Source organism: Nostoc sp., assembly GCF_036918015.1.
In the GTDB taxonomy this organism is placed as follows: Bacteria; Cyanobacteriota; Cyanobacteriia; order Cyanobacteriales; family Nostocaceae; genus Nostoc.
Map to the genome: position 1 here is coordinate 209,210 of NZ_JBALEO010000074.1, position 19,241 is coordinate 228,450.

General features: G+C 40.1%; 15 protein-coding genes. 7 read left to right on the forward strand and 8 right to left on the reverse strand.

What is annotated here, in order from left to right; translation table 11 throughout:
• Nucleotides 1-745 precede the first annotated feature (745 nt).
• Nucleotides 746-1,612: an aldo/keto reductase gene (locus V7K61_RS21235; protein ID WP_335056242.1), complete on the reverse strand. Its 867-nt coding sequence runs from the start codon at nucleotides 1,610-1,612 to the stop codon at nucleotides 746-748.
• Nucleotides 1,613-2,042: 430 nt separating this feature from the next.
• Nucleotides 2,043-2,243: a heavy-metal-associated domain-containing protein gene (locus V7K61_RS21240; RefSeq protein WP_099104264.1), complete on the reverse strand. Its 201-nt coding sequence runs from the start codon at nucleotides 2,241-2,243 to the stop codon at nucleotides 2,043-2,045.
• 867 nt (nucleotides 2,244-3,110) lie between these two features.
• On the opposite strand from V7K61_RS21240, the gene V7K61_RS21245 reads away from it, so the two are divergent.
• On the forward strand, nucleotides 3,111-3,374 hold the full coding sequence (locus V7K61_RS21245; RefSeq protein ID WP_094347376.1) for a DUF3146 family protein: 264 nt from the start codon (nucleotides 3,111-3,113) through the stop codon (nucleotides 3,372-3,374).
• Between the two features lie 40 nt (nucleotides 3,375-3,414).
• Here the strand turns inward: V7K61_RS21245 and V7K61_RS21250 are convergent, their stop codons facing one another.
• The 3 genes from V7K61_RS21250 to ntcA form a co-directional block, all read right to left on the reverse strand.
• Nucleotides 3,415-3,870 (reverse strand): Holliday junction resolvase RuvX, encoded by a 456-nt coding sequence (locus tag V7K61_RS21250; protein WP_094347375.1) that lies wholly within the window; start codon nucleotides 3,868-3,870, stop codon nucleotides 3,415-3,417.
• Nucleotides 3,871-4,019: 149 nt separating this feature from the next.
• Complete coding sequence (locus V7K61_RS21255) at nucleotides 4,020-5,510, reverse strand: DUF3084 domain-containing protein (protein WP_335056244.1); 1,491 nt, start codon at nucleotides 5,508-5,510, stop codon at nucleotides 4,020-4,022.
• A 168-nt stretch (nucleotides 5,511-5,678) separates the two neighbouring features.
• On the reverse strand, nucleotides 5,679-6,350 hold the full coding sequence (gene ntcA / locus V7K61_RS21260; protein ID WP_094347373.1) for a global nitrogen regulator NtcA: 672 nt from the start codon (nucleotides 6,348-6,350) through the stop codon (nucleotides 5,679-5,681).
• A gap of 379 nt (nucleotides 6,351-6,729) precedes the next feature.
• On the opposite strand from ntcA, the gene fabI reads away from it, so the two are divergent.
• The 5 genes from fabI to V7K61_RS21285 all read left to right on the forward strand — a co-directional run bounded on the left by fabI (nucleotide 6,730) and on the right by V7K61_RS21285 (nucleotide 13,658).
• Nucleotides 6,730-7,506 carry an enoyl-ACP reductase FabI gene (gene fabI, locus V7K61_RS21265; protein WP_094347372.1) on the forward strand — a complete coding sequence of 259 codons (777 nt, stop codon included), beginning with the start codon at nucleotides 6,730-6,732 and terminating at the stop codon, nucleotides 7,504-7,506.
• Between the two features lie 138 nt (nucleotides 7,507-7,644).
• The gene (gene hisB, locus V7K61_RS21270; protein WP_292730822.1) at nucleotides 7,645-8,286 is read left to right on the forward strand and encodes an imidazoleglycerol-phosphate dehydratase HisB; all 642 of its coding nucleotides are present in this window, start codon (nucleotides 7,645-7,647) and stop codon (nucleotides 8,284-8,286) included.
• Nucleotides 8,287-8,504: 218 nt separating this feature from the next.
• Nucleotides 8,505-9,488: an ABC transporter ATP-binding protein gene (locus V7K61_RS21275; RefSeq protein ID WP_335056246.1), complete on the forward strand. Its 984-nt coding sequence runs from the start codon at nucleotides 8,505-8,507 to the stop codon at nucleotides 9,486-9,488.
• 498 nt (nucleotides 9,489-9,986) lie between these two features.
• Nucleotides 9,987-11,456 (forward strand): SLBB domain-containing protein, encoded by a 1,470-nt coding sequence (locus tag V7K61_RS21280; RefSeq protein WP_335056248.1) that lies wholly within the window; start codon nucleotides 9,987-9,989, stop codon nucleotides 11,454-11,456.
• 816 nt (nucleotides 11,457-12,272) lie between these two features.
• Complete coding sequence (locus V7K61_RS21285) at nucleotides 12,273-13,658, forward strand: right-handed parallel beta-helix repeat-containing protein (RefSeq protein WP_335056250.1); 1,386 nt, start codon at nucleotides 12,273-12,275, stop codon at nucleotides 13,656-13,658.
• A 141-nt stretch (nucleotides 13,659-13,799) separates the two neighbouring features.
• Here the strand turns inward: V7K61_RS21285 and V7K61_RS21290 are convergent, their stop codons facing one another.
• The 3 genes from V7K61_RS21290 to V7K61_RS21300 all read right to left on the reverse strand — a co-directional run bounded on the left by V7K61_RS21290 (nucleotide 13,800) and on the right by V7K61_RS21300 (nucleotide 18,832).
• Complete coding sequence (locus V7K61_RS21290) at nucleotides 13,800-16,028, reverse strand: GumC family protein (protein ID WP_335056252.1); 2,229 nt, start codon at nucleotides 16,026-16,028, stop codon at nucleotides 13,800-13,802.
• Nucleotides 16,029-16,674: 646 nt separating this feature from the next.
• Entirely contained in the window at nucleotides 16,675-17,871 is a 1,197-nt protein-coding gene (locus tag V7K61_RS21295) for a glycosyltransferase family 4 protein (RefSeq protein ID WP_335056253.1), read from the reverse strand.
• Nucleotides 17,872-18,151: 280 nt separating this feature from the next.
• A complete protein-coding gene (locus V7K61_RS21300) occupies nucleotides 18,152-18,832 on the reverse strand; it encodes an O-antigen ligase family protein (RefSeq protein ID WP_335056255.1) in 681 nt (226 codons plus the stop codon).
• A 40-nt stretch (nucleotides 18,833-18,872) separates the two neighbouring features.
• On the opposite strand from V7K61_RS21300, the gene V7K61_RS21305 reads away from it, so the two are divergent.
• Nucleotides 18,873-19,133, forward strand: a complete 261-nt coding sequence (locus V7K61_RS21305; RefSeq protein ID WP_335056257.1) for a hypothetical protein — start codon at nucleotides 18,873-18,875, stop codon at nucleotides 19,131-19,133.
• The last annotated feature ends 108 nt before the right edge of the window (nucleotides 19,134-19,241 follow it).

Sequence of the window (19,241 nt, forward strand, 5' to 3'; positions counted from 1 at the left end):
ACGCTACTTACAATGAGAGTGAAAAATCTTCTCCCAATAGCAGCGATTTAATGTCAAAGACAATGGATTTTTTCTGATTATCTAAATAGCCAGTTTATTAACTAGATATTTACTCATCTTCCAGACACGCAACTTTTATAGGACATTTTCTACCTAGTTTTAGTGAAGAAAACCCGTTGCCCATTCTGTCTGAATATGAAACTTTGCTGGCATAAATACCTATCGTATAAACTGTAATTTTTTTGATGCTACTTTTGTTTTAGCTAGGCATAGCTAAAACATAATCAATAGGTGACTGATGTCTCTAGGAATCCGCTTTGATTCTTGAATTTATCTGCGTAGGCAGGGACAGGGGGATTGTAAGGAGTTTTGTTTAGAAATTAAATATGATTCCTATATAGTACAAGTTATCAGGAAAATTCTAACTCCTCAATGCCAGGGAGGGGCATATTAAAAATAGGTGGTTGCAAACAGAAGATTCCCTGAGCTAAAAATTGGTAGATTTGGCAGGTTATAAGCGCTGGTTGACGAAGTTTTAATGGGGCGCGATGATCGCCCGATAGTCTCAGCTTTTTTTGCACTTTTTCAACCCGTCGAACTCACGTTAATTCTTAGGGTCTTTTGGTAAGATTTATAGTGTATTTTAATAAATAGACCAAAATAGAGTAAGCATTAAAATGCTCACTCTACAAGGCATGAAAATCTTTGGCAACTTTCACTACATCTACCTTAACTAGTGGAATGATTAAGTTGCCCGATCAATTTTTTGCACTTCTTCATCAGATAGTTTCACATTGAGAGCTTGTGCCGAGTCTTCAATACTGGAAACCTTGCTAGCACCAGGAATAGGCAAAATAGCGGGCGACTTGGAACGCAACCACGCTAAGACGATATTATACACCGACACGCCTTTTTCTTTAGCTAATTTAGCGATCGCAGAAATATCTTGCAAGTCCTGATGGCGACGCCTACCACCAAATGGACTCCAAGGTAAAAAGGTTAATCCCTGTTGTTCGCAATACTTTAACACGCCGTCATTTTCTGGCTGTCGTTGCCAAGGGCTGTATTGATTCTGCACCGAGACAATATCCACCACATCGCGCGCCCGCTTAATTTGTTCAACGGAAAAGTTAGAAACTCCCACAAACCGAATCAAACCAGCTTCCACTGCTTCTTTAACTGGCGCAAGGGATTCTTCAATAGTGTAATTAGTATCGGGAGAATGGTATTGCCAAACATCGATGGGTTTAGTACCACCCAACGCCTCAAAACTGACTCGAATTGTTTGGCGCAAATGTTCTGGGTTGCCGTTGCTTGTCCAGTTGCCATTGGGACGCATCAACCCGCCCTTAGTGGCTACAATCACTTGGCTAACATCGCCTTTGTAACTACTAAGTGCTTTGTGAATTAGCTGCTCATTGTGGTGCTTATCTGACTCATCTTTGCAGTAAGAATCGGCAGTGTCAATAAATGTAATACCCAAATCTAAGGCACGATGAATAACTTGGATTGATTCCGATTCAGGAGGACGATTAGCAATTGACATGGGCATACCACCCAAACCAATCGCACTTACAAAGATACCAGTTTTTCCTAGTTGTTTGGTTTCCATGCTTTTAGTTATAGCTTTCTGCACCAATTATCTATCAGTTCGTTATTCATTAGAAATCCTCCCTAGTACTTAGACTTGAGGATAAGTGAATGTAATTTTTCTTTCTGCTAGGTGTGAGAATATCACATTATTTGACAGACAACCGTCTTTGTCTCTAACTTCTACTTAATAATGAGTACTAACATAAGATTTAGTATTTAATTTTATTTAAGTCATGTTTGATTGCAGTTTTGGTGAATTTAATTCTTATTCACGCTTGCTAATATTTAGATCCATTTGCCATCTTAGTAGAGGAGGAATAGTTGCAATAGAGTAGAGTAATTATTAATATTTACGCCCTGAAAACGGACGTAAATATCATTAAGTTATTCTGCTGGCTAATTTATTTTTTCTAAATTTTCTAATAAATTTAGAAATTTAGAAAAAATAATTAATAGCCCTCTATAGTATAACCAGCAGATTGAACCATCTGTTTAATTGACTCTTCAGAAGCCGCAGCATCTACAGTTACAGTTTTAGTATCAACATTTACATCTACTTTGGCATCAGATTCCATAGTCAGAATAGATTTAGTTATTTTTTTGGCGCACTCATCACCTTTAATATCTGGAACTTTCAATTGAATTGCCATTACTTACCTCATTACGTAAACGGAAAATTACCTTTAATAAATATAATATCGATTTTAAGAGTGAGCGCACATCTTACTTGAGTTAGGGAATTGAACATCACAAAAATAGTAACAACTAATAGTTATATCTAAATCATTATTGACAAGCAAAACCAAAATAAAACACCAAAATATATAAAGTTATTTATGAAAATGCACTTAGTGCTACTAGCTTATAAAAAGCCGCTAGTTTAGTTTCTTCTAAAGACTCCACCAGACATTCCCTCTGTTTTTCTAGGCGTTACTGTTCGAGGTAGTTGTTCTTATAGGATTGCCCGATCGTACAAGCGTCTATGCGTAATTCACGAAACCTTTTTATCTGTAGTTTTTAATTTATTGTATGCTTCAGGTACTTTTGCCCAACATTTGGAGTACATATGAATTCAAAAAACAGCTATCTTGGGGCATAAATATACTGTGGGTTCCCAACAAAGACTTTCAGCGACACAATTATGATAAGAATGTTAGAGACTGCTAATTTGGGTATTTAAGCTAGAGAACGATTCCTGAAATGTAGCAGTAGTTGAAATGCGATCGCTAGAAGCAACGAAAAAATTAGCATTTCTCGTTTGATTTATTTTCCAATCTTTATGACGAACTACGATCCTCGAAGTAAAACTCGCTAACGCTTCTCTAGAAGACGCTACGCGTAGCTTGCTTACGCTATCGGTGGCACAACTTCAGGATGCTGAAGTAATCTTACTCATCAACACAACCTAGTAAACTACAAATACCCACTTTGTCAGTTTGTCTAATTAAGCTATGTTTGGTAAATAAAGTAAGTAGCCTAAATAATCGGCTGTTATTCCACACTTGACATAAAGCATTGTGAGTGCAAAACGTCTGCCAGAAACCACTGCCCATGTCAGAATTACCCGCCAATCCTGGCAACACGGCTTCCTAGAAGGCGAAGTGAATGCGGGTGAGTTTGAGTGGCATTTCCAGTGGCATTTTCGCCGGGGAGAACTTGCCGTCAAGCCTTCCCAAGGCCGTGCCTTAATCAAAGAACCCCTCGGTCGATTTTTGGAGCAACAAGATTATCAGCTAGAGCCTGGAGGAGACTATGCTTTTACGATTCGGGCGGAACTTTAAAAGTTAAAAGTTAGGAGTTTGGAGTTAACGATCTAATTCCTCACTCCTGACTGCTTAGTGTTGATTCCGTGAGGCGATTTAAGTATCTTTCGATTAAGAGGATGGCAACGATGTCATCTATGGGTCTTGGAGGCTGTCGTAGACCCTGTGGCAATAGCTTGATTAGCCCTTTGGGCGGGAACATTTGCCAATAGCGATCGCGTGCTTCTAAGGTTGTGTAGCGCTCATCCACTAAAATAATACTCAGGGGTTCTGTCAATTCTTGATATAATCTCTGTCTCCACTGTTTGGCTGTAGTTTGGTCGCCCATGACCATCAAAGAGATCGGAAACCTTTGACGCAGTGTCTCAATGGTAGCGATCGCCTCTTTTGCTAGCACGACTTGATGGTAATACAGTTGCCGATCCAGTCCCATCACTGCTAAACCACACTTATCTCGACCTGGATCAAACCCCAATATGACTGGTTGCGTTGCTGAAAATTCACGGAAATTCATAATAAATTAAAAATAAAAAATTATAAATGTACCCTTACAGGGATCTTGCTACGCGTAGTGTCTGCTAAATAAAAATGCAGCTACAGCAACTATTCTGGCTGCTGTTCAATATGTTTAAATCTTACTAATAACAGCGTGCAAATAATTTTTTAAGTACTAAAAATAATTTTTCCGTTGACTATTGCCACCAATTTTACTCTCAATGGCCCGGCTGTATAAGTATCCTCTGCTGCGATCGCTTTGATCTCCAAGGGTTGATTATACTGTCTTAATTGGCTGACAAAGCGCAGAAAAGTCCCCTCTACTTGCACATTTTCGACAATTCCGGCATTACGGGCACGAAATTGGGAAGCAGAAATCAGTATTTCTAGCCGCTGCTGTAACTGATAAGATGTCATGGTTTTGGAATCAGCAGTAGTCGTGGCTAGCACCGCGCCTCCCGAAAAAACTAATTGATTCTGGGCTGTATCCGCGAAAAATTCTATCTGCTTTTCTCCCCTGACGTAATTACCAGCAGAGAAAATTCGCACGACATATTCTTTACCATCCTCAATCTGCTTGCTTAATTGATCGACCCTATCCTGGGTCACGCGCAGTAACTCTACATTTGCCGGATTTGCACCAGGCTCGCTTAATTCCAGGTTGGCATTGCGATTCGCCTCTTGTAAAAGTTGTATCACTGCCTGACGAGCAGCAGCCGGTTGGGTAACACGAATTACAGCAGCAGACAGAACTTGACCACGAACTAAGGCCAGCTTACCCAAACGCAGGTCGCGGTAGGACTGATAATATTTTTCCAGTCTGGCAACTTCCTGTTCTAGTTGCTCCTGTTGTGCTTCCAACTCTTTGAGGCGCGATTCCCGCTTGGCAATCACTTGCTCTCGTGCTGCAACTTCTACATTACGTTTTTGAATTAGTTGATCCAGTTGGGAAATTTTTTGATCGCGCGCTTCTATAGCTTCTTGACGGTTAGCAAGTTCGCGATCGCGTTTTTCAATTGCTGTTTTGGCTTCGTCAATGGCTTTTTTCGCTTCCGCGTAAAGTCTTTGGCGTTCTGTCTTCAGTAGTTCAACTGCCGCCTGTAGTGCCTTTCTCTGGTCGTAAACGCTTTGCAATTCAGCTATGGCTTTTTGGTATTGAGTTACCACCCGATCTAGCTGTCCTTGAGTGCGTTGGAGTTGAGTTTGGGTTTGGGCTTGTTGACTAATGGTGCGGTTTAACTGAGCTTGTGTTTGCCTCTGTTTGGCATTTGCCGCCTGCAAGGATTGATTAATTGCCTGTAAGTCCTGTTGTGCCTTTGCTTGGGCAATTCTTGCTTGGTTTAGCTCACCTTCTACCTGACTTTTCTGAGTTTCTGCGGTTTTTAGCTGTTCCCGCTTCTGTCGGAGGTCTGTTTGAATATCTTCTAACTCAAAGACTCCTTTTCGCAAGCCTTCGTCGGCAGCGAATAAAATCCCTAAAGTTGATGCTGAAATTAAACCACCAGTAAAAATTGTTACTAGTACGGCAGTGTTTTTCGGACGAAGCTTAAAAAGTGAGAGGCGGGCTTTGCCAACTCGTGTGCCGATGCGATCGCCCACGGTGGCAATTACGCCTCCCAGAATCAAAATTGCTGCGATGAGGATGTATCCGGTGGTCATCTTTAGCTACCGAAATCCTTCCAGATACAGCCTACTACTTTTAAGCATTGTCTGTGGAGAAGTGGAAATTGGCAATAGCTGAAATTATTCAATTTTAGATTTACCTCTAGCTATTAGTGTCATTTTTCAAAATACAACACGCGCCGATTCCCCTTTCTCCAATTGTTTTTATGTGAACTGTCTACTTAAGGTAACAGGTTTATGCACAGTAATCTTCTTTTTGTGGATGGAAATCATCTTTTTCTCACGCAAATCTCCCAGTAGCCTAGTAACGGTAACACGAGTTGAACCAATTGCCTCTGCGATCGCTTGATGAGATAACTTCAGATCAATTGTGATCCCATCTGCACAAGGAACGCCAAAATCCCGACAAAGAATTAACAAAAAACTCACCAACCTAGAACCCATATCTCGGTGGGCAAGAGTTTCAATCATCATCTCCGTTTGTAAAATTCGCGAAGACAGACCTCGCAGCATTAACATTGATAATTCTGGATTTTCCTTAAGTGCTAGCTCCACCTGTTCAATTGGTGCCGACAGTAATTCTACAGGAGTAAATGCAACCGCATGGTAAAACCGATCCGACTTATTTCCTGTCAGCAATGACAATACACCAAAAACACTATTTTCCCGCAGCAACGCTACCGTTATTTCCTCTCCTGCCTCGTACACCCTGGAAAGTTTAACAGCACCTTTCAAAAGAAAATAAACTCGTTCGGCAGGATCGCCAGGAAAAAAGATCGTTTTATTGCGTTCAAACGTTTCCACAACTGGCGGAAACGCCCCGGTCGCCATCTGACGAAAAACATTTGCTAGGGCTTTATCTTGTGTCACGATCATCTCCCTTCCCCTACCCAATGCCGGAAAAACAAAAACTGATTACCTAAGAATACACCCGAAAAATGAATAAAGCACCGTCAACCTTTCTGTACTTTCCTATACTCAAACTAATCTCTTCATAACTCTTTGTTTATAATGATACATAATTGTTGATCCTTTCAGCTACTAATTGTTGATAAGTAGTTCCAATAGCTGTATTTAAAAGGTTTTTTGAAGAACAAATAAAGATATCTTGAGAATATCTTTATAAAAAATCAAGATTTTTCTCACACAAAACACCCTTAGCAATATTCATTTTTGCAAATCATGTATAAAACAAAGACAAAACGTGCCTCAGATTCTAGTATGCTCCTAATGATCGATCGCATTAACAATTTCTATGCTAAATCTGACTGGAAAAAATGCCCTTGTTACAGGTATTGCCAATAACCGCTCGATCGCCTGGGGCATCGCCCAACAGCTGCACAAAGCTGGAGCAAACCTGGGTATTACCTACCTACCGGATGAACGCGGCAAGATGGAGAAAAAAGTTGCGGAGTTGGTAGAACCTCTCAACCCCAGTTTATTTCTTCCTTGTAATGTCCAAGATGAAGACCAAATTAAATCTACCTTTGAGACAATCCGCGAACAATGGGGAAAGCTAGATATCCTCATCCATTGTCTAGCCTTTGCTAGCAAAGACGATTTAACTGGAGATTTTAGCCAAACCTCTCGTTCTGGCTTCAACACCGCCTTAGAAATTAGTACCTACTCGCTGGTGCAGTTAAGTGGTGCAGCCAAACCTTTGATGACAGAGGGAGGTAGCATCGTCACCCTGACATATTTAGGTGGTGTTAGGGCAATCCCCAACTACAACGTCATGGGAATTGCCAAAGCGGGGTTAGAAATGAGTGTGCGTTACCTAGCTGCTGAACTAGGGCCGCAAAATATCCGCGTGAATGCCATCTCCGCAGGCCCCATCCGTACTTTGGCATCTTCAGCGGTAGGTGGGATTTTGGATATGATTCATCATGTAGAAGAAGTAGCTCCCCTACGACGCACCGTCACTCAGTTAGAAGTAGGCAACGCTGCGGCTTTCTTGTGTAGTGATTTGTCCAGTGGGATTACCGGACAAATTCTATATGTAGATGCAGGATATGAAATTATGGGAATGTGACGCGATAAAGTTAGGAGTTAGGAGTGAGAAAATTAGGAGTTAGGAGTGAGGAGTTAAGAGTTAAAAATTTTTAACTCTTAACTCATAGTTCTTAATTCCTAACTCATAACTCCTAACTCCTAACTCTTTTCACTCCCCATGCAAACAACCAATCGCCAAGTTAATTCAAACTACGATCGCTTAACTGAAACCCCTCGCATTGCCACTGTTCACCGCACCACTGGTGAAACTAATGTGCAAGTTACCATCAACCTGGATGGTAGAGGAACTTGCACAGCTGCAACAGGTATTCCGTTTTTGGATCACATGTTGCATCAAATTGCCTCCCACGGGCTGATTGATATAGATGTCCAAGCCAAGGGAGACTGGGAAATTGATGACCATCACACCAATGAAGATGTAGGCATTACTTTAGGGCAAGCTTTCAACCAAGCACTAGGCGACAGAAAAGGTATTGTCCGCTTTGGTAATTTTCTTGCGCCACTAGATGAAGCCTTAGTTCAGGTAGCGCTAGACTTTTCTGGACGGCCTCACCTCAGCTATGGCTTGCAAATTCCTACTCAGCGGGTAGGAACCTATGACACCCAACTAGTGCGAGAATTTTTTGTGGCTTTGGTGAACCATAGCCAGATGACACTGCACATTCGGCAACTGGATGGCATTAATTCCCACCACATCATTGAAGCGACATTTAAAGCCTTTGCAAGAGCAACACGGCTGGCGGTGGAAATTGACCCCCGACGTGCTGGCTTAATTCCCAGTTCTAAGGGCGTTTTATGAAAGGAGTCAAATTGGGGATTGGTCATTTGTCATTTGTCATTTGTCATTAATTATCCTCCCCTGCTCCCTGCTCCCCCTGCTCCCCCTGCTCCCTTGCTTCTTCCCCAGTCCCCAGTCCCCAGTCCCCGATAATTGACACACCAACAGTTGATGGTTATTATCAGCCTACCGGGTAATTTTTAATTAATACCAAGCTGATAAATAGTGATTTAACCGAGATGAAGTCTGTTGCAGATGACTCTAATTCTCAACTTAATACGATAGACATTCCACCAGTAGTCCTAACTTCTGAGTTGCGAAAAGTCTATCGCACTGGTTTTTGGCTAAATCAAAAAGTCGTATCTCTCAAAAACTGTTCTTTAACGGTTTACAAGGGCGAAACCTTTGGTTTGCTGGGGCCAAACGGTGCTGGTAAAACCACCCTTTTAAAATTATTGCTGGGAATTATTCATCCCACCTCTGGACGAGGATCGTTGTTGGGTAAACCAATAGGCGATCGCACTGTGAAGCAACATATCGGCTATCTACCAGAAAATCCCTATTTATACGACTATCTCACTGGCTGGGAATTTTTGCAGCTAGCTGCTGGGCTATTCCAAATTCCCCAAAGTGTCCAACGCCAACGTATTCCCCAACTGCTGGAATTAGTCGGTTTATCCCAAGCCGACGCTCGTAAAAAGCTGCTGCGCGGCTATTCCAAAGGAATGCTACAGCGTGTTGGTATGGCACAGGCACTAATTAACGAGCCAGATTTAGTTTTTCTGGATGAACCAATGTCTGGACTCGATCCGGTGGGGCGCTACCAAATGCGAGAAATTATCCTGGCACTCAAAGCTGCTGGTAAGACAATTTTTTTCAACAGCCACGTTCTTAGTGAAGTAGAACAGATTTGCGATCGCATTGCCATCCTCGCTCAAGGTGAACTAATTTGCTCTGGTTCTCTCAATGAACTTTTAGGTGGGAAAACCACATATCAAGTCAAAGGTCAAGGTGGTGACTGGGAAATTCTCAAAAAATGGATACCTACTCTCATCTTTGAGCCTGATGGTTCCTGGCACGGTACACTACAAGATGATTACTATGATTTTCTTGCCAGTCTTCGTCTCATGGAAGGTAAAATTATCGCCATGAACTTGTCACGTCACTCCCTAGAAGAATTTTTTATTCAACAGATCCAAGGAAAAAACAACCCCTTGAATTAGTCTTGTTGCCAAATAGTAAATTGCCGACTGGCTTGAAGAACAAAATCCAAATTCTGTCTTTTTAAGTTCTCTTTGCCCAACACAATCCACAAAAAATAAAATTCCGACATCTTTTCAAGGTTATTTATATTTATTTAATGAACTTGTTCCTAATTTTAGTAGTCCCTTACTACTCATCACAGATTTTAAATGTCATCAAATTAACTTTGACAAGAAAACTTTATTTGTGACTACTTGATTGTTGGCTAAGAGACAATTTCTTGTAGAAACTGGGTTTAGTTGCGTAAATCCGATATTTTTTGATATTACTCTATTCAAGCAACATTAACTTTAAGCTAACTTCACTAAAAATTTAAGTTCAATAAACAAATTTCCTCCGGAAAATAACACTTTTCTAGGAAAATAAGAGTGTCGGGGAACTTGAATACTTAGGTATAGTCAAAATAAAAATGTTTAGACAGTACTTTATTGATCGTAGTTTCAGAGTCTCAGGTAAATATGCTTAACAAAAGTTTGTCTAAATTCCTAATTCAGCCAGCTGTCGGTATGGCTTTGTTAACTGCTGTCAATGCCGCTATGTCATCTGCCAGTTTAGCTCAGGGACAACCATTACCACCAACTACACAACCACCAATCACAGAAACACAATTAGATACTAATTATTCATTAGGAGGCGGCGATCTCATCCGTGTAAATGTATTTGAAGTACCTGAATATACAGGTGAATACCAAATTCCCCCAGGTGGAGCAATCAACCTACCTTTAATTGGCAGTGTGTCGGTACTAGGGCTAACAACTGAACAAGCTTCTGACGAAATAGCTAGAAGATATGCTCGCTTCCTCAAACGCCCCTTAATCTCAGTCAATCTGTTGTCTCCTCGTCCCATCAATATTTTCGTTGCTGGAGAGGTGACACGTCCTGGAGCTTACACTCTAAGCTTGAGCGGAGGCGCCGGGAACAATCCAGGCGTACAATACCCCACTGTATTAGCCGCATTAACAACAGCACAGGGGGTAACTTTAGCTGCGGATGTGACTCAAGTTCAATTACGACGTAAAATAGGACGTTCTTCAGAGCAAGCCGTCACCGTTAATTTAAAGGAACTCATTCAAACAGGCAAGTTATCGCAGGATATTACTTTGCGGGATGGAGACACTATAGTTGTGCCAACAGCAACAAACTTCAACCTAGCAGAATCTCGCAATATATTTGCAGCTAACTTTGCCGCCAGTCAAACCACGCCCCGCACAGTAACAATTATTGGTGAAGTTAACCGTCCTGGTTCATATCTTGTCACCCCAGGTAACACAGATAGCCAAGTGGGCGCAACCCCTAACAGTGGTACTGCCAGTCCCACTGGTTTACCAAATGTGACACGGGTAATTCAATTAGCTGGCGGAATTACAGCACAAGCTGATGTACGTAATCTCAAGCTACGCCGACCTACAAGAACTGGCTCAGAACAATCTATAGATATTAATCTTTGGCAACTGTTACAGAGTGGTGATGCCAATCAAGACATCATTGTGCAAGACGGAGATACAATTGTTATTCCGACAGCAACTGAAATTAACCCCGCAGAAGCGACTCAATTAGCTACCACTACTTTATCTCCTACACGGATTCAGGTTGGTGTGGTCGGCGAAGTTAAAAAACCAGGTCTAACAGACGTTCAGCCAAATAGCTCTTTAAATCAAGCTATACTCGCTGCTGGCGGATTTAATGATGCCAGAGCTAGTAGTAAGGCTGTTGATTTGATTCGCCTCAACCCTAATGGTTCTGTCACTAAACGTATAGTAAAAGTGGATTTCTCCGCTGGGATTAATGAGCAAACTAATCCCATACTCCGCAATAATGACGTTGTAGTAGTCAATCGATCTGGTTCAGCTAAGACTGGCGATACCGTCAATACTATAACTGGACCTCTAGGTGTTATCTTTAATCTTTTGAACTTATTCGGACTCTAGTTTAAGAGATAAATGCAAATTGGGGGCGTTGGCTAACCGTCTTCGTCCCTAAAATTACACTATCCTTTAATCAAAGGCAAGTTAAACATATCAGATGTTACACAAGGCATCGCTTCTTGCAAATTGTGTTTTATAGCGGTTTCATACTGTTACGACAAGTCTGCTATGGCCGCTCTCTTGTGATTTGCCAATGTTCTAAGCTATCTGACTACTTCTATATATCCATCCTTATAATAATTTTAAGTAATATTACTCGTAGAGAAATACTAGAAACTTTAAAACTCTTACTGTAACTTCATAATGTGCATTGATAGATTTTTGAAATCTTTATTGTAGGTACTCGGATTTCTTATGATAATGAGAATATTTTAGAAAGCAGATTCTGTAAATACTAGTCAATAACTGCTTTTGAGTCATTTAGTGATTCTTATTATCATAAGAATTATTTAAGTAAATTAACCAATTGATGACAGATATACTATTTTAACCACAGATACCGCATATACACAGTAGAATGATGTCGAATTGGAAATGACGCCATTTGTACGGTTGCTTGGTGTTCATGAATAGGGTAACTCTGGATACTGATATTTTTTATTCAGTGATCTTATCAGATGTTTGCGATTTTTTGGAACACAAGCTCAAAAGGTGGTTCAGCCATATTTACGCGAAAATGCGCAGGTTTAAACTTATAAAACCGTGTATAAACTTACAAGTGGCAGTGATACGACCGTATCCAATACTGGGTTATTAACTAAGGCTAGAGTTACTAACCGTTAACGATTGAGTTTTTGCAACATACCCTATTTTTTCCCTATGATGATTCATGGTTTCGGTTTTCTCAGTTTGAGCGCATCTCTTGTACTTCCCTGGGCATTAACAGGTCTGGTTCAAGGACAGAGAATAACAGAGTCTTTATTTAAAGATGTTCCTCAACCATCCACTATTAAGGAAATACCACTACCTAACCGCAAGCTGATCAGTGGTATTTCAAGTGCGACAACATACTATGTTAGTGGTAACGGAAACGACAGAAATAGCGGACTCTCTACCTCATCGGCCTTTAGGACACTTCAAAGGGCAGCGAACCTTACTAATCCTGGCGACACGGTACTTATTATGAACGGGCAATACAAGAATGGGCCCAAAAACGGTGCTGTACTAGGTATTAGACGTTCTGGAACTGCAAATGCATGGATTAAATATAAAGCATATCCTGGGCATTCTCCAAAAATTCAGCACAATACATGGAATGGTATCTCGATTTCAAATGGAGCTTCATATATCGAGATTAACGGGCTGGAGGTTATAGGGAACAATGCTAATATCACCCGTGATTATGCGTTAAGTCAGAAATATAACAGATCAAATCCGCTGACTAACGGAAGTTGCATAAGCATTGAAGGAGGAAACAAAGGCCGTTCTCATCACATAAATATTCTGAACAACAAAGTGCATGATTGTGGAGGAGCAGGTATCTCAGCAATCCAAGCTGATTATGTGAAAGTGGATAATAACACTGTTTTCAATAACGCTTGGTACACAGTTTATGGTTGCAGTGGCATTTCCATGCTTAATAATTGGAGTTCTGACAACAACCAGGGATACAAGATATTTGTAACCAATAACAGGAGCTACAACAATCGAATGTACGTTCCTTGGATTGGTTCCGGAACGATCTCAGACGGTAATGGTATTATTGTTGATGTTTCAAAAGGATATAGAGGACGGGTTTTAGTTGCGAACAATCTCACCTACAAGAATGGCGGTTCAGGTATTCATTCCCATGATAGTCAGCATATCGATATTATCAACAACACGGCATATTTGAATCAGCAAAGTCCAGAAGTTAAAAAAAAGGGAAAGGGCGAAATTTATGCGGGTTATTCGTCTGATGTCAAAATTTTCAATAACATTATGTATCCTTCCCCTGGTAATGCTGCGAATAGCAACATGAAAAACGTCAACGTCAATTATAACTACAATGTTTATCCCAGTAATTCGACGATCAAGATTACAGGATCTAACGATATGATTGCAGATCCACAGTTTGTTAATGCCTCGGCTGGTGACTTTAGATTGAAATCAACAAGTCCGGCAATTAATAGTGGTTTAAAGTGGAGTAGTGTGAAAACCGATTTTCTAGGCAATCCTCGTATCTCCGGTTATGCAACCGATAGAGGAGCAATTGAAAATCGGTAGTAGTTAAAAGTATCGCATTGGGTTGTATGGTAAAGTTATTATTTATACAGTTTTTTGGTCTACAACCCAATTGGAAACGGGCGAGGAAGAGCTACAAGAGAAAACAAGAAATGTAACTCCTAAAATAATTTTTTAGAAGCTTTATTTCTTCGCCAGTCCCTTAAGCTCTTTTGTCAACTCTCTTGGTTTAAAATATTCGTGAGAATGATATCGATAACTACTAGATTCATTTTTATCAATGACTCCATTGACTACTAAACCTAGAACGTTGTAACTGGATCTCTCTAATATCTCTTGAGCAGCATTAGCACTGTTGGAATCAATTACTCCGGGTCGGGCTACTAACAAAATACCATCTGTCATTTGGCTTAAAGTCAAAGCATCCGCTGCCAAAAGCAGTGGAGGGGCATCAATAATTACAAAGTCATACTTGTACTGAGATGAGAAATTCTCAATAAGTGATGCCATCCGTTTTGAGTCAAGCAAAGCAAGTGGGTTGGGAGGTCTAACTCCAGCAGTTAAAACATCAAGGTTGTCCATTACCTGAGATACGGCAATTTCAAATTCAGCCTGGCCTACAAGAACCTCACTCAAACCAACTTCATTGGTTAGTTGCCAGAGATGATGCTGAGAAGGAACTCGCATATCTGCATCAATTAGTAAAACTTTACGTCCTAGTTGAGCGATCGCTGCTGCCAAATTCGCTGAAACTGTAGACTTGCCTTCTTTCGGAATTGCACTAGTTATTACAATGGTTTTGAGCAAATTATCTGAACTTAAGAATTTCAGATTTGCTTGAATCATCCGATACATTTCACTCGTTAAAGAGTGGGGAGTATCCCTGACGGCAACTGTTTGAGATGTGGATTCTGCATTTGAATCACGAGAACGAAGCTTTTTAACAGATAAAGGAACAATTCCTAGCAAAGTATATCCAAATACATCTCTAACTTCTTTAAGTGTTTTTAGAGATCTATCTCTCATAGCGAGAAAGAGTACAGTTGTGGTGGCAAAAAATAAACCGAACATGACTCCTAGCACCACGACAATTATTTTTTTGCCTAATGTAGGATCTTTGGGCACTAAAGCCTGAGCAATAATTCGGGAACTAGGGGTATTTGTATTTTCAACTAATTGTAATTCTTGAACCTTTTTCAATAGAGTTTGATAGGTCGATTCTGCAACTTCAACTTTCCGTTCTAACTCCCGCTGGTTTTGTGCCAACTGGGGTATAAGTTTCACCCGCTGTTCGTAACTGACACGAGAATTATATAGAGAGGAGAGTCTTTGAGTTAAGCCAAAACGTTGTATTTCTGATTGCAGAAAGTTTTGTATCAGGCTTTGTCTGAGTTCTCCAATCTGCAATAGGTTTGTGGGAACTTGTGTTTGATTGCCAATAGTCTGACCAACTTGCTGTTGCAAGAGAGATTTTAGATTAGCTTTTTTTGCTTCTAGGTTAATAATTATAGGGTTGTCATCTAGAAAACGGCTACGCTCAACCGCTAGCTGCCGATCGGTCTCTTGGAGTTGTGTAAGAATTCCCTGTACTGCTGGTGACTGACTGAGGGCACTCACAGCGATCGCTTCCTGAGAATTTAGCTCTACTTTCTGCCGCAGTTCATTGGTTTGGGCATTTACCTCATCCAGTTGAGCCTTGACAGTATTCATCTCATTGTCTAGATTTCCAATAGTCGCAACAGCCGATCTTGTCTCCTCGGATAAATCTGCAATCTGATGCTTTTGTTTAAATATACGTAGCGCTACTTCTGCATTATTAACAGCAGCTTGAGTCGTAGGAAGTTGCTTGGCCATAAACTGACGAGTAGCTCCTGCCTCAGAGCGATTTGTCAGAATATCATTTTCTAAATAAAACCTCATAACTGTGTTGACTACTGCCGCTGCTTCTTCAGGATCGTGACTGCTATAACTAATACGCAATACATCTGTCCCACCAACAATTTTTAGGTTCAGGGCTTTTTGTAGTGCTTTCACCTCCAGAGGTTCGCCTTCCTTGTCTTTGAGTTGTAGTTTGTCTATTGTCCGTTGCAACAAAGCTGGGGAAGAAATAACTTCTATCTGACTGCTTATGGGATTTTGAGTTGCTACCAATGGTTTCAAATCTCCTGAGTCTCCTCCTTCAGAGGTACCAGGGGAAAGATTATTGCCTGCTACTTTAAAACTGGGAACTCTGAATAACAGTTTTCCTTCTGCTTCATAGTCTGGCTTCAGAAATTTTGTAGATATAGCACTTAAAATAACTGTCGCCACAAATATACTAAAAGCAGGCACCCACCACCGTTTCAATATCAACAAGTAACGATTAAGGTCTAAATCAATAGATTCTCTAGATTCCATAGATTTTTCTGACATAAATCTTCCAAAGTACAGGTCTTAAGCAAGAAACTCAAAATTGACTTATAACAGCCACAAACCAGTGCAATTTACAATACTGATTATGTATAATTTTACAATATAAAATATAGTATAGAGCAATACGGTTCAGTTAAAGCTTAACTCTATATCAAAATCATTTTTTTAACGAACCGTCAAAGACGCAACAAGTGCTTAACTGAATTGTATTGTAGTATATATTTAAGTTAAAAATTTATAAAAATTTAGTCCCCATGAGTACAAAATTGTAACGGTGGTGTGTATACCTTTATTGAGCAAAATCTTTGTTAATTTTGGGATTTGAGGTGAGTTAACTGCCTCCTAACTATAACTGCGGTCTCATAAATCAACCCTTTAGTAACAGGACGTTCAATTAAAAGTTTTTTGCATTAGCCATAAACCATTAATATTCATTCAAATTTATTTCTGGATTATCAAAGACTTGATTTTTTACTCGAATATTATACGGCTATATTCATTGTCAGATCAACTATCTTAGCCAAGGGCAAAATTTCAAAGTCAGGTAAAAAACTCGATCTTTAATCAGGTTGTAATTTTTGACCATAAACATCTACTAATTACTCAACTCACTTACTTAATATAGTAATTCTGAAAGTTAAAGTAGCTACCTACTTTGCCAAACTTGATCATAAGCATCTAACAGTTTTGGAGCTTGATATTGCCATTCAAGAATCTCCTCCATTCTGCGTCGCCCCTCAGATCCGATCTTTTGTCTGCGTTCAGGAGAATCTAGAAGTTCCAAAATTTTCTCGGCAAATTCTACCTCATCGTTAGGCTTGGCATAAAGAGATGCTTCTTGTGCAGAACGTCTTCCCTCTCGCAAATCAAACTGGACAATTGCTTTTCCCATTGCCATGTATTCAAGGATTTTATTCATGGTGCAGTTTTCGTTATAAGCAGATGTTGGAGAAGGTTCTACACACACATCGCAGCTGGAAAGTCGCTCTAAAAGTTCTTCACCTTGCTTAAACCCTGTAAATTCTACAAACTCATTCACTTCTAACTCTTTAGATAAGTCCTTGAGCTTTTCCGCCATAGGTCCACTGCCAATTAGCATAAAGTGAATATCAGAGCGATTTTTTTTGTGGACAATGTAATATACCATTCTCAGGAGATAATCAATACCCTCTGGTTCTCCCATGACACCCATGTAACCTATCAAATAGTTTCTACCTCTACGGTAATTGGGGTTTGGAGGCATTCGGCGAAAGCGCGAAAGATCCGGCGCACTACGAACTACAAATACTTTCTCTGGTTTCTTGTGCCCACGGTTAAGAGCTACCTCTCGGTGTGACTCGTTCGTTGAAATTACCATGTCTGCTGTGGCATAGGTCAAGCGTTCAGCCCAACGTAATCCATGATAAAAAATATCGCGCCGCCGATACTTAGCTTCATACATTTCCGGACTGAGGTCGTGATGATCGAAGATAATAGATATACCATGAAATAATTTAAACCATGCTGCTACCAAGAAAAGTAAATCGGGCGGATTACAAATATGTATGACATCAAAACCACGCTCTCGCCATACCCTTTGAGCTAGACGGAATTGCCAGTTAATTGCCCAACTGTACTCTCGGAGATAGCCAATGACAGAACTTTCTTCCGGTGGTAGAGGATGACGGTAAATGTGAATCTGCTCAATGATTTCGTAATCTTTTTCAAAGCCATTACCTGTAGGTGAAATTACGCTAACTTCATACCCAGCTTTTTGCAAAGTAGTTGCTTCCATCCATACCCGTCTATCAAAGGGAACTGGGAGATTTTCAACGATAATTAGTACTTTCTTCGGTGATGCCATAATAATTTCAATTTTTAATCAGTTTCGCAAGTAATTATTCACTCACTCGGTAAAATGGTCAAAACCCATACATAATTTATGGGTGATAGGCAGGGGAAATATGAAACGTTACTTTAGTAAAACAATCACTTGTCAATTCTAAAATATACCTTATTTATGTAACCTATAGTCATCCTTGGCGAAACTGGGTTGGATAATAAATATGTATGTCTACATCATAATAGCTGCCAGATTTGCGGTTACTAGCTGGTTATAGTTATGTTGATTAATCATCTGATTTTTACATTCTGACTGAGAGAGATGCCGCCACATAGAGAATCCAAGTCAAACTATTTGATTCCATCAAGTTAGACTCAGTGAGGCTAGATAAGACTATAAATGTCATGTGTATAAGTGGCCAAATATCGAATGCTGTTTTACTACTACGTACCCAAGCAAATCCTTGCAGATAACTGCGCCAAAATCCTAAAAAGAATACTCCTAACCCTAAAAAACCCAAATCTAGGCAAAGAGCCAGATAGCCATTGTGGGGATGGCTTGGCGTCCATCCAGCGGCAAGCCAAACATAGGCCGATTCGCCATTCCATCCTTGCCAGAATCCACCATAACCATAACCAAGCCAAGGATGTTTCCAAATCATATCAATTACTAATGGCCACAACTCTGTTCGACCCGTCAGTGTCGCATCTTTACCAATTGCACTGAATAGGATATCAGCATCGTTAGATAACCAAAAATATAAACTTTGGCTGATAGTAGCTACCATTATTAAGGCTGGTACCATGAATTGGTATGACCAGCGCCAAATTTGAAAAGCAAAAAATGCCAATATGAGAATTAATAGATTAATTAGAGATGAACCTGAAGACGCAAGCAGTAAAAGTAATACTGACAGGCAAAACCCACCCCGAAAAAGCCAACTACTTCTTTGATTTTGATAACCCAGGATCAAAAAAGTCATACTACTCGTTACCATTCTTGCTCCCAGACCGTTTTTGTGCGTGAATACTCCACGCCACTTTGAGCTACCCAAATCGCTCTGTATACCGTATTTAGGCAATGCTATAGCAAAAATGCAACTAAGTATTATAATAATTGCAAAGTTCCAAGCAAGTAAATGTAACTGCTGTTTTAAGCTATATCGCGAAGCAAAATATAGTCCAAATAAACTGGAATTAATGAGGGCAAAACTATTTTTTAATGTTGTTGATGGTTCAAAAGACCAAATAATAGAAACAGCTGCTAATAAAATTAAAGAATAAAGCAAAAAGCTTTTACTAAGTAAATAAAGAGTTTTCTTCCAACGCAAAACTAGTAGTACTACGGTAACTGCGTAGATTAAAGAATAAATAATCCGAATCAGAGAGCTA